The sequence below is a fragment of the Paraburkholderia sp. DD10 genome (assembly GCF_049177125.1).
Lineage (GTDB): Bacteria > Pseudomonadota > Gammaproteobacteria > Burkholderiales > Burkholderiaceae > Paraburkholderia > Paraburkholderia terricola.
This window is the reverse complement of record NZ_CP185392.1, coordinates 3,127,541-3,141,859: the sequence shown is the minus strand read 5'-3', so window position 1 is coordinate 3,141,859 and position 14,319 is coordinate 3,127,541. Positions and strand designations below refer to the sequence as shown.

The 14,319-nt window shown below is 64.6% G+C and carries 8 protein-coding genes; 5 read left to right on the top strand and 3 right to left on the bottom strand.

All coding sequences use genetic code 11. The features are described 5' to 3' along the window. Positions 1–123: 123 nt before the first annotated feature. Positions 124–2,268 (bottom strand): FUSC family protein, encoded by a 2,145-nt coding sequence (locus ACOCG7_RS14280; RefSeq protein WP_421376038.1) that lies wholly within the window; start codon positions 2,266–2,268, stop codon positions 124–126. After that, positions 2,268–3,026, bottom strand: a complete 759-nt coding sequence (locus tag ACOCG7_RS14275) for a 2OG-Fe(II) oxygenase (protein WP_421377639.1) — start codon at positions 3,024–3,026, stop codon at positions 2,268–2,270. The genes ACOCG7_RS14280 and ACOCG7_RS14275 overlap by 1 nt, the downstream gene beginning before the upstream one ends. Before the next feature lie 459 nt (positions 3,027–3,485). On the opposite strand from ACOCG7_RS14275, the gene ACOCG7_RS14270 reads away from it, so the two are divergent. After that, positions 3,486–4,985 carry an aldehyde dehydrogenase family protein gene (locus ACOCG7_RS14270; protein ID WP_421376036.1) on the top strand — a complete coding sequence of 500 codons (1,500 nt, stop codon included), beginning with the start codon at positions 3,486–3,488 and terminating at the stop codon, positions 4,983–4,985. A gap of 137 nt (positions 4,986–5,122) precedes the next feature. Then, the gene (locus tag ACOCG7_RS14265; RefSeq protein WP_421376034.1) at positions 5,123–6,295 is read left to right on the top strand and encodes an NAD(P)/FAD-dependent oxidoreductase; all 1,173 of its coding nucleotides are present in this window, start codon (positions 5,123–5,125) and stop codon (positions 6,293–6,295) included. 84 nt (positions 6,296–6,379) lie between these two features. On the opposite strand, the gene ACOCG7_RS14260 is transcribed toward ACOCG7_RS14265, so the two are convergent. Then, the gene (locus tag ACOCG7_RS14260) at positions 6,380–6,676 is read right to left on the bottom strand and encodes a hypothetical protein (RefSeq protein WP_421376032.1); all 297 of its coding nucleotides are present in this window, start codon (positions 6,674–6,676) and stop codon (positions 6,380–6,382) included. 139 nt (positions 6,677–6,815) lie between these two features. On the opposite strand from ACOCG7_RS14260, the gene ACOCG7_RS14255 reads away from it, so the two are divergent. Genes ACOCG7_RS14255 through ACOCG7_RS14245 form a run of 3 tightly spaced genes read left to right on the top strand, consistent with a single transcriptional unit; the run spans position 6,816 to position 14,314 of the window. Further along, positions 6,816–8,627 carry a DUF2138 domain-containing protein gene (locus ACOCG7_RS14255; RefSeq protein WP_421376030.1) on the top strand — a complete coding sequence of 604 codons (1,812 nt, stop codon included), beginning with the start codon at positions 6,816–6,818 and terminating at the stop codon, positions 8,625–8,627. Continuing rightward, complete coding sequence (locus tag ACOCG7_RS14250; protein ID WP_421376028.1) at positions 8,628–9,500, top strand: DUF1175 domain-containing protein; 873 nt, start codon at positions 8,628–8,630, stop codon at positions 9,498–9,500. Next, the gene (locus ACOCG7_RS14245) at positions 9,497–14,314 is read left to right on the top strand and encodes an alpha-2-macroglobulin family protein (RefSeq protein ID WP_084561514.1); all 4,818 of its coding nucleotides are present in this window, start codon (positions 9,497–9,499) and stop codon (positions 14,312–14,314) included. Before ACOCG7_RS14250 ends, ACOCG7_RS14245 begins: the two co-directional genes overlap by 4 nt. The last annotated feature ends 5 nt before the right edge of the window (positions 14,315–14,319 follow it).

Genomic DNA, 14,319 nt, shown 5'->3' with positions numbered 1-14,319 from the left:
TGGTGAAGAGTGTGGGCTCCGTCTACCGGGCCCGGTTGACGTATGCCTGTAGCCCGCCTCGTGCGGGCTTTTTATTGCCCGCATGGGCCAACTGGTTACCGCCGTCCTCGCAGCTTCGCTGAACTAGTCGCCAGGGCTTCGAGGGCTGTTCGACGCCACAGCGTACGCCCTACGCGCTCCAACCCGTAACACCCAATCGAACACCCCGCGCCTTTCCCCGACCGGCTGGGTCAGCCGCTCAAACAATTGCGCAACGGCGCCATCGAGTTGCGCAAGCACTGGCGCCTGAGCCGCCGCCTCCAAATCGAAAACCGGCAATACCGACACGCGCTCATCCAACCCGCCATCCACAGAACCAGTAGCCGCACCGCTATAACGCGCGATCAACGAATCAAGCCGCGCCACGATCGATTCCACATGCGCCGCCCGCACATTCGCGGCATTGAGCGCCACTTCACCCGACACCCCGCGCCGAGCAGAATCACTCAACACCCGCGCCCAGTGCAAACAGCACAGCAGCGATCCGGTGGCCAACTCGACACCAGAATTCCACGCCACCACGCGCTGCATTTGCAGCGGCTTCAGCGCGATTCGCAACTCATGCCAACCGCGGTCGAGCTTGCGCATGGCGACAGCCGCATCCGCCGCCAGCGCAGCGGACCCGCCCAGCCGCACCACCTCGCGCAACGCACCCAGCACAGCCGCAAGCCTCATCTCCACATGACGGCTCGCCGCGAGCGGCATCATCAGGACCGCCACCGCGAACGACACGAGACAACCCACCAGCACTTCCTCGATCCGCAATTCGACCAACGGCCCCATTGCGAAGCCCAACTCGCCATACACCAGTCCGACGAGCACGGTAATGAAGAACACGCCCGGCACATACGCGCTCAGGATGTAATAAGCCCAGCCGAACACGCAGAGCACCATGGCGGCCACGAGCAGCATCGGCGAATCGTGCAGCGGCGCGACGAGCAACACGCTGGCGAGCGCGCCGGCCAGCGTTCCCGCCAGTCGCTGCGCACCGCGATAAATCGTGTCCGCGCGTGAGCGTGTGCCGAGAAATACCACGAACGTCGTGATGACCGCCCAGAACCAGCGCTCGGGAGACAGCGAGTGGCCGATCAGCATCGCGAGAAACGCGGCTGTCGTGGCGCGGGTGGCGGGCAACCAGCAGAGCCTGGCGCGCAGGTCCGCGAATCGTTGCACGGCTGAAGCCGGAGCGTCGCCGGACGCAGGCTCAAAGCGCCGCCGCTCTCGACAGTGCGCGATCTCCTCGAGCCGTTCGATCGCTTGACGCAGCACGTCCGCATTCGCTTGCCCGCGGCCATACGCAGACGCCGACACCAACGCATGCTGTCCCGCCGCGACTTCCACTTCGACGATGCGCTCGCGAATCGTGTCGGCGTCGGGTGGGTTCAGCAACGCCAGTTGCTCTTCGAGCGCGAGCGCGGCTTCGTTCAACACCGAGAGTCGTGCCGCATCCGGCGCATGCAGCACGCGCGACGCGCGCAGCGTCACCGCATGAATCGCAAGCCGGAAACTGGCGGCGGGTCGCGTCGGCACGATCGCGCGGCCGACCAGCGCGACCATCAACGGGCCGAAAGCGGAGAGCAACAGCGATTGCACGAGGTGTAGCCGCGAAGGGTGCAGATACAACCCAAGATAAAAGCACACCACGCCGAGCAGCGCGCAACCGAGCGCACGCGGACCACAGGCCTGGCAGAGCATGCCGGCGAACATCACGACGAGAAAGCCGGCATCTCCGGCGACCGGATAAGGACTCAGCACGCTCGCCGCGGCGAAGCACACGCAGGCGCACAGATACAGAGAGAAGAGCGAGCCGAACCATGCGGACCGCCTTGCATCGCGCACGAACAGCGGCGCGACCATCGCGAACAGGACGCCGGGCGCGGCAAGGGTGATCGGTTGATGATGGAAGACCGTCCACGCGATGCTGGCCATGCCGGTGAGCAGGCAGGCGAGCGCGACACGCAGCGCGGTATGGAGACGCACGAGTCCCGGGTCCGCGGCGAGCAGGCGGTCGGCGACGCGCGAAAACGCGGCAGCAATCATGATCGATGATATCCAGGCTAAATGGTCGCGACCGGCTTGTGGCCGATTGCGACAGACCGGACGCGCGGCTGAAGGTGGCGCTGCGCGTCCGGTGGATTCGGGTTTTCCCGGATGATATCTAGCCAAAATTGCAGGAGTCGGGTTTTCGCGGCGGCGCAGCGGCGCATTCGGCGCTGCGCGCGCCCGCATCACGTCGCGTCGTGAAAAATCACGCCGAGCGTGTGCCGCTGTCCCGACCGCAAACGGCTCACGCCATGCCGCAAGTTCACGCGGTACGCTCCACGCGTGCCTTGCACCGGCCGATGATGCACCGCGAACACGACGGCGTCGCCCTTGCCGAGCGGCACGACTTCCGTGCGCGACTGCATCCGCGGACGCTGCTCGGTCATGACGAACTCGCCGCCGGTGAAATCCTCCCCCGGCTCGGACAACAGAATCGCAACCTGAAGCGGAAACACGTGTTCGCCATAGAGGTCTTGATGCAGGCAGTTGTAGTCATCCGTGGCGTATTGCAGCATCAATGGAGTGGGGCGCGTCTGCCCGGCGGCATGGCATCGCTCGATGAATTCCGCATGCGCGGCCGGATAACGGACGTCGATTCCCATCGCCCCGTTCCAGCGATTCGCCACCGGCGCGAGACGCGGGTAAAGCTCGCTGCGCAACGCCGCGACGAGCGGCGGGAGCGGGTAAGCAAAGTACTTGTATTCGCCTCGGCCGAAACCATGCCGCGCCATCACCACGCGGCTGCGAAACAATGCATCGCGCGGATACAGCGCAGTCAGTGCATCGCATGCCTGCGCGGTGAGCAGATTGCGCAGCATCGCGCAGCCATACGCGTTCAGTTCTTCCTCGGCGTCGAACCAGTCGATCTGGTCGATGCGTTGCGCAAGCGAGCCAATAGAGGAATTTGCATCGGGCGCGGCGGCGCGTTCAGGTTTTGGCCGCATTGCCAACGCCGATTCCGCCGACTGCGCATCCGGCTGTGCATCCGGGTGTCGATCCTTCGCAATTGTGCTCATGAGCCGTCTCCGTCAAGCGATCATCGAGTCATCATCAAGTGTAAGCAGGCGCCCCACGCCGCGCACTCCGACTCTTGCTGTCCAATTCCTCGCTCGTCTGCGTTCGGGCAAGCGCGCAGTCGCGTGCCGGATCATTGCGGCTGTCGGCAACTCGTATTTCCAATAAGAAACGAATAGGGGCAATGCGCGCCTGCCGTCGCAAGAGCATGCGCGGGCATCGGCGGCATTCGTGCGCCACGATGGATTCGGTCCGCTATTCAAGCCCAGCAAGCGCACGCGACGGTTCCCGCGCGTCACTTCCGGGCAAACGCCCTTGCCGCCATGAAAGCCCGCGTGTATAGTTTCCTAACTTACTCTTGTTTCGCATCGGAAATTAAAGGGATTCACATGAACGCTTCCACCATCCTCGCCGACCTCGGCATCGCCCACGCGGCGCAGGCCGGCGACATCGCGGTTCATTCGCCCATCACCGGCGAACTCATTGGCCGCGTGGCCAGCAACACGGTGGCGGAAGTCGATTCGGCCCTGGCCCAGGCGAAACAGGCGTACACCGCCTGGCGCGACGTCCCGGCGCCGCGCCGTGGCGAACTGGTGCGTTTGCTCGGCAACCGTCTGCGCGAAAAGAAGCAGGCGCTCGGCAGCATCATCACGCTTGAAACCGGCAAGATCCTCCAGGAAGGCATGGGCGAGGTGCAGGAGATGATCGACATCTGCGATTTCGCGGTCGGTCTGTCGCGTCAACTGTATGGCCTCACGATCGCGTCCGAGCGACCGGGCCATCGCATGGCCGAGACCTGGCACCCGATGGGCACCTGCGTCGTGATCTCGGCGTTCAATTTTCCGGCGGCCGTGTGGTCGTGGAATGCGGCGCTCGCGCTGGTGTGCGGCAACGCGGTGATCTGGAAGCCGTCGGAGAAAACGCCGTTGACCGCGCTCGCCGTCAATCAGATTCTCAACGAGGCGTTGCAGGAATTCGGCGACGCGCCGGCCGGCCTGACCGCGTTGATCAACGGCGGCCGCGAGGTGGGCGCGAAGCTGGTGGCCGACCCGCGCGCGTCGATCGTCAGCGCGACGGGCAGCACGGAAATGGGCCGCACGGTGGGCGTGGAAGTGGCGAAGCGCTTCGGCCGCTCGCTGCTCGAACTCGGCGGCAACAACGCGGGCATCGTCACGCAAACGGCGGATCACGAACTCGCGATGCGCGGCATTCTGTTTTCGGCGGTGGGCACGGCGGGGCAACGCTGCACGTCGCTGCGGCGTCTGTTCGTGCATGAGAGCGTGTACGACAAGACCATCGAGCGTCTGAAGCAGTTGTACAGCAAGGTGCCGATCGGCAATCCGCTCGAAAAGGGCACGCTGATGGGTCCGCTGATCGACAAGCAAGCGTATGCCCGCATGCAGGAAGCGTTGCAGCAGGCCACTGCGGAAGGCGGCAGGGTGTTCGGCGGTGAGCGCGTCGAGGTGAAGGGTCATGAAGGCGGTTACTACGTGCGGCCGGCCATCGTCGAAATGCCGTCGCAAACGCCGGTGGTTCTGAAGGAAACGTTCGCGCCGATTCTCTACGTGCTGCGCTATGCGGATTTCGCCGAGGCGGTCGAGGCGAACAATGCGGCGGTTCACGGTTTGTCGTCGTGCGTATTCACAACCGATCTGCGCGAAGCGGAGCGCTTCCTGTCCGACGCGGGCAGCGATTGCGGCATCGCGAACGTGAACATCGGGCCGAGCGGCGCGGAAATCGGCGGCGCGTTCGGCGGCGAGAAGGAAACCGGCGGCGGCCGCGAGTCGGGATCGGACGCGTGGAAGGCGTACATGCGCCGCGCCACCAACACGGTCAACTACTCGTCGGCATTGCCGCTCGCGCAGGGCATCGACTTCAATATCGGCTAAGCCCGGCAGACGGGTAGCGCATTCAGTAAAAAGCACAAAGCAGCGGCGCATTCACGCGCCGCTGTTCGCATTTTTTCAGCAATCCGTTTGCGCCGCCCGCCGTTTCAAGAGCGGCCACGCTACTCGTGGGGTAAGACGTGAGTTCCAAGGTCGTGATCGTCGGCGGTGGGGTGATCGGCAGTTCGATTGCGTATTTTCTGCGGCTCGCCGATCCGACAGTCGGCGTCACCGTGATCGAACGCGATCCGACTTATGCGCGCTCGTCGTCGGCGCTCTCGGCGGCGTCGATCCGTCAGCAATTCTCCACACCGCTTTCCATTCAGATGTCGCTGTTCGGTATCGAGTTTCTGCGCTCGATCGGCGAGCGGCTGTGCGTCGACGGCGTGAAACCGTCGATCGATCTGCACGAAGGCGGTTATCTCTTTCTCGCGACGCCTGTCGGCGAGACGACGCTGCGTGAGAATCACGCGCTGCAAACAAGCCTTGGCGCCGATATTAGCCTGCTCGACAGAAACGCGTTGCAAGCGCGCTTTCCCTGGCTCAATGCGGAGGACCTCGTCGCCGGTACATTCGGCGAAAGCGGGGAAGGCTGGTTCGACGGCTATGGTCTCGTGCAGGCGCTGCGCAAGAAAGCGCGGGCGCTCGGCGCGCATTATGTCGCCGCCGACGTTACCGCGCTGCATCGCGACGGCAGCCGTGTCACGCAAGTGCAAACCGCGAACGGCGAGACCCATGCGTGCGACGTGGTCGTGAACGCGGCGGGCGCCTGGTCGCGCAAGGTCGCGCAAATGATCGGCATCGACCTTCCGGTCCACGCGCGGCGTCGCAGTATTTTCAATGTCACGTCGCCGGCGCGGCTCGAACGCTGCCCGTTGCTGATCGATCCAAGCGGCGTGTATTTCCGGCCCGAGGGCCAATCGTTCATTTGCGGCACATCGCCTTCCGCGGACAACGACCCCGACGATCTGCCGCTCGACGAAGTCGATCACACACTGTTCGACGACGTGATCTGGCCGACGCTCGCGCACCGCGTGCCGCAATTCGAAGCGCTGCGCGTGCAGAACTGCTGGTCCGGCTATTACGAATACAACGTGCTGGATCAGAACGCGATCATTGGTTATCACCCCGACGTCGACAACTGCGTCTTTGCCAATGGCTTTAGCGGGCATGGTTTGCAACAAGGGCCGGCAACGGGCCGCGGCGTTAGCGAACTGATTCTGAACGGGCGCTATACGACGCTCGATCTCGGTTCGTTGAGCTTCGCTCGCGTGCTCGAGAACCGGCCGATCGTGGAGAAGAACGTGGTCTAGCGTGCGCGGCGGCGATGCGGATTAATGCAACATGTAGTGCATGGAATATCGGCTGCGATTGAGCGGCGGCCAACATGCTCCCGATCATTTGCGCGTTTGCGCGTTTGTATTGAACACAATGTGATATTTGCGGCTAGCTTCCTGGAGAGCGGCCAGGGCGGTATTTGCCTTAAACCCTAAGAGCGTGTCTGAAAGAACCCGGCCAGCCAATGCGGCTCGGCCGGGTTCTTTTTTATGTCGATAGAAGAAACGTGATGATTTGGCATAAAGCCTCGATCCGGTAATGCCGCGGATAAACTCCGCGCTATTCAGATTCCCGTTTGACTCAAGCCCGCCTCTCAAAAATGAAACCTGGTTTCTAATATTTTTAATCAGAGGCATGCCGGATCGTTAAATGCGGAGAGTCACTGGTATCAGGCCAGGCATATCGGTTATCATCGCTGCCATTCGAAGAATGGCCCGAGGGATTATTCGCCGAATGTCAACTTAATGCCGTCGCATCGAACCAGAAGAAAATCAGATGAAGATGTCGCGAAGAAACATTGCAATCCTGGTAGTCGGTTTTCTGGTCGTGGCCGGCGTCGTCATTCAGGCGGTGTGGCGACCTTTCGCACATCGCAAAGCCGCCGAAAGCGGCGAAATCATTCTCGATATTCACCACCCGGACGCCGTGATCGACAGCGAAGCGCTCTCGCGCTTGCCGCGCGACATGTTGCGCGTGCCGCTGCTGCACGACCTGCTGACTCAAGACTTCGTCGACTATTACGAATCGGGCAATGCGCGCCTTTCCGCGGAAGGCGCACTGCGGCGTCTCGCCTTCGAACATCAACTCGATTGGCGCGACGAGTTGATCCGCCGCGTGTTCGACGAACCCGCGCACGTGCTGCTGTGGCGCTCGCCGGATGGCCGGCTCGGCTACTGGGCGATGTCGATGCGCCGCAACGGCCTAGCCAAACTGCTGCAAGGCTTGGGCAACGTCGCGGCGAGCGACGCGCAACTGAGCCAGGTCGGCAAGCTTTCCGGCGACGTGCCGGTGTACGCGTTGAAGCTGGCGGTGGGTCGCACGCTGTTGTTCGCGGCGAAAGACGATCGCCTCGTGGTGCTATCCGCGCCCGGCGTGCTGCTCGACGCGAACGGCGGCTTGCTGAGCGAACGCGCTGACGCGGTTTCCGACATGCTCGCCTCAGGCCATGACGACGCGGCGCGCGCTTATCGCCTGGATGCCGGCCTCGATGCCGGCCCGGATGCAGGGGGCGATGCGCCGAAGGGCCACCGTCTGGTGGTGTCGGCCAATTACCTCTCGTTCGGTTATCAAGCGTTTTTCTCCGGTATCGACGCGCTGCGCTTCGATTTCTCGCCGAACGGCGGCGCCGCTGCGAACTGGCAGACCTCGGCGCTCATCGAGCCGGGCAAGCTGCCGCAGCAGTGGAACAGCGCCGACCTGTGGCGCGCGCTGCCGGCCAATCCGGCGGCGTGCACGAGCTTGCCGGCGGACTGGAAAGCGGCGTCCGCGCTGCTCGGCAAGGTGGCCGACGGCGGCGCGGACAACGCCGCCGCGATCGGCGATCAGCTTGCCGGCCCCGCGGCTGTCTGCTGGTATGCGAAGTCGACGCTGGTCGCGCCGGTGTTCGTCGCTCGCCTGAAGACGCGGGACGCGGCGCGCACCGCCGCGTTGAAGGCCGCGCTCGGCAAGACCTTCGGCGACGTGATCGGCGCGTATGAAGCGAAGGCCGCGAAAGCCGATGGCGATACTGCGAGCTATCGCCGCTTGCCGGTCACCACGCGCGATCAGGGCGCCGACGTGACCGTGTGGCAACGTCCGGTTAGCGCGCGCTCGGGAACCGCGTTGACGAGCAAGGCGGCATTCGCGTCGCAGCTTTCGGCGGAACGCTATTTTCCGGTCACGCTCGCCTTGGCGCACGGCTATCTGATCTTCTCGCCGGATGCGCGTCTCGTCGACGATACGCTCGCCGTGCTCGACAAGCGCTATCCGGCGCTCGCCGATACGCTCGCGCCGCAGCGTCTGCCGCGCACGATTCTGACGCTGACGCCTTCGTCGGCCGCCGCGTTGATCGAACGCGAAGCGGGCGCGGCGTTGCCGGCGGATCAGGAGGCGGTGTTCCGCAACGCGTCGCGCACCCATCTCGCGCCGAAGCTGCACGCTTTTGCGCGCTATCCCGCGGTGTCGTTGACGCTGCCGCAGAATTTGCCGGGCTCGACCGGCTGGGTGCCGGTGGAGTGGTGGTTCGATCGCGCGAAGGCCGGTGCGGGTTCGGATGCGGCGGGCGTTGTCGAGACGCCCGCCGATCAGCCTGGCACCGAGGGCGATTAAGTGCGTCGCTTTCGTTTCCCCGGCGTGGCGTTCGCGATGAAGGCGGGCGGGCCTCGGCGCTTCGTCGCGGCGCGTGCGGTCGCGGCGCACGCGGCCTCAGCGCAAACCCCCGTGGCGCAAACCCCCGTGGCGCAAACCCCCGTGGCGCAAACCCCCGTGGCGCAAACACCCGCCCACGACACACGTGCCATCGCACGCCGACTCTGGCTGGCACGCACTGCCTCTGCATTCGCATTAGCGACCCTGGCGCACCACGCCCACGCACTCACCGGCACCGCCGCCACGCCCGACCCCGACAGCCTCTCGCCCCGGCAGTCCGCCGCCTTTCGCGCATGGTTCGCGCGCATCGTCGACCAGCAACTGCGGCGCGGCCCCACGCCACGCTGGACGCAGCGCGATTGCGCGGGCCTCGTGCGTTTCGCTGTCGGCGAGACGCTCAAGCTGCACGACGGCAAATGGCTGCGTGCAAACGGCATGACCAGCCTCGCGGACACGAGCAGCATGCCGCCCGAACTGCAACTGTCCGCGTCGCAGCGCACGATCGCCAATCGCTGGACCCAGCTCGACGGTTCAACCGGCGCCTACGCGTCGGCGATCGCACTGATTCAACGCAACAGCCGTTTTGTTTCGAAGGACGTGAACCAGGCGCTGCCCGGCGACCTGCTGTTCTTCGACCAGGGCGACGACCAGCATCTGATGATCTGGCTGGATCGCTACATCGCTTATCACACTGGCACCGTTACGCCGACCGATACCGGTCTGCGCGCCGTGGCCGTCTCCGACCTGATGCAATGGAAAGATTCCCGCTGGCAGCCGCGCGACGGCAATCCGAATTTCGTCGGCGTGTTTCGTTTGGACTTTCTGACACCATGACCCGAATGAATTCCGTCACCGCGTCGAGCGGCTGGTTTGGCAACGCGCGGCGGCGCATGGCATTCACGTTGGCCGCGCTGCTCGCGTTCATGACGCTCGCCATCGCACCGGCAGCGTATGCGGACGACGCAGCCGAGTCCAACATCGCCGCGAACCCGACGCTGCATCCAACGCCGTCGAGCAACTTCGCCTCGCAGAAGGTGGACGGCCAGCCGTTCTTTCTGCTCTCGGACGCGAGTTTCGGCAGCGATCAACTGGCGCAGGTGCGTCTCGAAGCGCCGGGCCGCGATTTCAAGGACGCGCTGCAAGCGTATGGCGGCGCGGACATCGTCGTGTATCGCGTGCCCAAACCGCTCGACTTCCTGAAGGCGCAAAAGAATCTGCACCGGCTGAACGTCGCGCCGAATTATCAGGGCGAAGGACTGGCGAACACGCTCGCGTATCTATGGGACCGCTGGTTCAGCGAAGCGCGCCGCGCATGGCAGCGCGTGTTGTCGTTCGCGACGCGCAGCAAGGCGACCGAAGCCGCGCCGCAATTCAAGCTCGGCGAACAGACGGGCAAGCCGACGCAGTTCGAGCAAAACTCGCAGTTCGCGCCGCTGCAAGGCTATGACATGGTCGCGCGTTTCCGTTATCCGATCTGGGACGCGAAGGTCATCCAGCCGCCGAAGGGCGTGAACCTCGAAGGCAGCAGCAGTAACTTCATTGAAGCCAGTTCGGGCAACGTGATGATCCCTGTCGGCAAGCTGCCGCCGGGGCTGTATATCGTCGAGGCGGTGATCGGCAACTATCGCGCGCATACGCTGCTGTTCGTGTCGGACACGGTCGCGGTCGTGAAGGCGGCATCGAGCGGCATGCTGGTGTGGACCGCGCGGCGCGATAACGGCAAGCCGGTTGCCAATACCGAGGTGAGCTGGACCGATGGCGTCGGCGTATTGCAAAGCGGCGCGACCGGCGGCGACGGTGCGCTCATGCTGCAACACGTGAGCCCCGAGCGCAGCTATGTGCTCGGCACCGATCCGCGGGGCGGCGTGTTCGTCTCCGAGAATTTCTACTACGACAGCGAGATCTACAACACCAAGATCTACGCGGTGACCGACCGTCCAATGTACCGGCCCGGCGATCCGGTGCATGTGAAGTTCATCGGCCGCACGTTCCAGAACGCGACGCAGTCGTCCGCGCCCGCCGAGGCCGACGTCAAACTCGACGTGCTCGATCCGAACGGCGCGCCGGTGGCGACCAGCAAGGTGCATTTCGCGTCCGCGACGGGCGCGGAGGCGTCGTTCACGCTGCCCGCCGATGCCACCGCCGGCGGCTACACGCTGCGCTTCGATTACAACGGCGATGTGTACGGCAGCGCGTTTCGCGTCGCCGACTATGTGAAGCCGCATTTCGACGTGAACCTGTCGATGGACAAAGCCGATTACGCCACCGGCGAGCCGCTGAAGGGCAAGATCCAGTTGCGCTATCCGGACGGCAAGCCGGTGCGCGACAGCAAGATTTCGCTCACGCTGCGCGCGCAGAAAGTGACGATCGTCGACGGCGAATTGCGGTACGCCGGCTTGTTCCCGGTCAAGCTCGAACAGCAGGAGTTGAAAACCGATAGCGAGGGCAACGCAAGTCTCACGCTGCCGGCGGCGAAAGAGCCGAGCCGTTACGCGTTGACGCTGTTCGCGCAAGACGGCGCGGCGTACAAGGTGCGCGTGACACGTGAAGTGCTGATCGCGCGCGGCGCGACGCCGTATCGTCTGTCGACGGCGAAGTCGTTCTCGCAGCCGAAGGAAGCGGTCAGCTTCGAATTGCAAGCGCTCGGTGCGCTCGATCCGTCGTCGCATGCGCCGGCAAGATGGGAATGGACGCGCCTCGAATCGCAGACGCACGGCGAAGGCGCGTTGAAGAGCGGGGCGGCAAGCGGCAAGCTCTCGTTCCCGGTGCAATTCGACCAACCGGGTTCATACATGCTGTCGGTCAAGGACGACACCGGCAATCTGCTCGCCGCCGCGAGCCACTGGGTCGCGGGCGATGGCCTGAAGGCGATTCCGGGCAGCGTCGAGATCGTGTTCGATCGCGACAGGTACAAGATCGGCGACACCGCCGAAGCGCTGATCACGTTCCCGATGCCCGTCGACGATGCGTTGCTGACGCTCGAACGCGACAACGTCGAGCGCCGCGCGTTGTTGACGGCGGGCGGCGACTGGCTGCAACTTCAACGCGTGGCGCCGTCGCAATGGAAAGCGCGCATCAAGGTGAGCGACGAGTTCGCGCCGAACATGACCTTCTCGGTGCTCTACGTGCATGCGGGCGAGTACGTGTTTCAAAACGCGGGCATCGTGGTCGCGCAGCCGCAAATCGAACTGAACGTGAGAAGCGACAAGCCGGTGTACGGCCCCGGCGATACGGTGACGCTGAACTTCGACAGCACACTGAACGGCAAGCCGGAAGCGGCGAACCTGACCGTGAGCGTGGTCGATGAAATGGTGTACGTTCTGCAGCCGGAAATCGCGCCGAACATCGTCGACTTTTTCTATCATCCGCGCCGCAACAACGTGCGCACTTCGTCGAGCCTGTCGTTCATCACGTATGACCTCGCGCGTTCGCCGTTGAAGGGCGCGCCGGGCGGCCCGCAACGCGCGAACTACAACGAGCGCGGCGTGAAGGTGCTGGAGCGGCCGCGCCGCGACGATCAGGACACGGCGGCGTGGGAAGGCAATCTGAAAACCGACGCCAACGGTCATGCCGCCATGACCTTCAAGATGCCCGACTCGCTGGCGCGCTGGCGCATCACCGTGCGCGCGGCGGCGCCGAACGGCATGGTGGGTCAACGCACCGCTTACGTGCGCTCGGACAAGGCGCTGTATCTGAAGTGGAGCGGGCCGACGCATTTTCGCGTCAACGATCAGCCGGCCATCGACATGATCGCGTTCAACCAGACCGACACGGAGATGGACGCGCAATGGCTGGTCGACGGCGGCGGTCTCTCGTTGAATCAGAAAGTCACGCTCAAGCGCGGTGCGAACTATCTGCGGCTGCCGGGCGGCGCGCTGAAGGCCGGCGTGATCAATGCGACGTTGCGGCGTGCGGATAAAGACGTGGACCGCTTGCAGACCACCATCAATCTCGATGCGGGCGGCTGGCTCGATCTGCATCAGAACACCGTGGCGCTCGACGGTTCGAACAAGCCGCTCAATCTGCCAACCGACGCTCAGGATGTGAGCGTGCGGTTCATCGGCAACGCGGCGAGTCAATTCGCGCGCGTCGCCGACGATCTGATCGACTATCCGTACGGTTGCGCCGAACAGACTTCGAGCCGCCTGATTCCGCTCGCGCTCGCTCACGATGCGCTCGGCCGTGGCGACAACGCGAGTTCGACGCAAGGGCTCGACGCGCTGCTGCGCAATCAGCGGCAGCGTCTTGCGATGCTGGCGGGCGTCGGCGGCACGTTCGGCTGGTGGGGCGACACAACCGGCGGCAGCGCGCTGATGACCGCTTACGCGTATTACGCGGACTGGCTCGCGAGCCGCAGCCTCGGCATCGGCCTGCCCGCGGGCAACTGGCAGCACGCGATGGACGTCTATCGCGATGCCGGCGCGAAGGAACCGCTGCTGCATCGCGCGCTGGCGTTGTGGTTCATGCAGCAGATGGGCTTGCCGGTGGCTACGCCCGTGTCGGGCGTCGCCGCCGATTTGCTGAGCGATGCGGCTGCGATGTCGGGCAACGCGAACAACGCGGGCAAGGCGCCCGCGCGCAGCGGCGCGTATGGCGCGTCGGACAGCATCGTGTTCGCACAAGCCGATTCGCCGCGCGGCAAGCAGATGGCGACGCTGCTGGTGGCCGGCATGGCGCGCGGCACGGGCGCTCAACTGCCGGAAGCTTTCGACGCAGCCGCGAGCGCCGCACGCAGCGCGTTGAGCAACGATCCCGCGCCGCTCGTGCAAAGTCTGCTTTACCTGACGGGCGATGGCGGCGCCGCGATCGATGCATCGACGTTGCTCGCGAAAAGCAGCGCCGATTACCCGACGCTCGATCGCGCATTGACGCTGCTGTGGCTGCGCAAGGCGCTCGGCGGCGAGGCGGCGCCGGCTTCGCCGCCGTCGTTGCAAGGAGTGGGCTGGACGCGCACCGCGACGCCGACCGGCGCACCGCTCTGGAAGTGGACCGGCACAGCACGCCCCGAAGGAAATCCCGTTGGGGGACTACCCGCCACACTCGATGCCGGCGCCACTCGCACCGACGTCAACGCACTCGTGTCGTTCCGCAGTCATACGAGCGAGGACAGCCGGTTGAACATCACCGTCGAACGGCGGTTCTACAAGCTGGAACCGCTCGACGTGAAGCCTGATCCGAAGAAGCAAGCCGCGCCTGAAAGCCAGTTGGGACGCGCCGCGTTCACCGCGCGTCTGATGAAGCAGGGCGATGCGATCGACAGCAACGCGCTGTATGTGGACGAAGTCACGCTCACGCCGCGCTCGGGCAACGCCTACCACTACGGTCTGCTCGACGTGCCGCTGCCGCCGGGCGGCAATGTCGAGGCGACCAGCTGGGGCGTGTCGATCGACGGCTTGCCTGGCGCGAAGGAAGGCGGCAGCGGTCCGCAGCCGTTCCAGCGCGTCGCTTCGTATGAGATGGGTGAACTGGCGTATCACCAGCCCGTACCGTTGCTCGATCGACCCGTGACGCTGCGGCAACTGGTGCGCTTCGCATTGCCGGGTACGTTCGCGTTGCCGCCCGCGCGCTACTTCCGCATGTATCAGCCGGACGCGAAGGCGTTCGAAGGCGGCAAGAGCGATCGCGTGACGACGCTGCGCATCCAGTAGCGAGG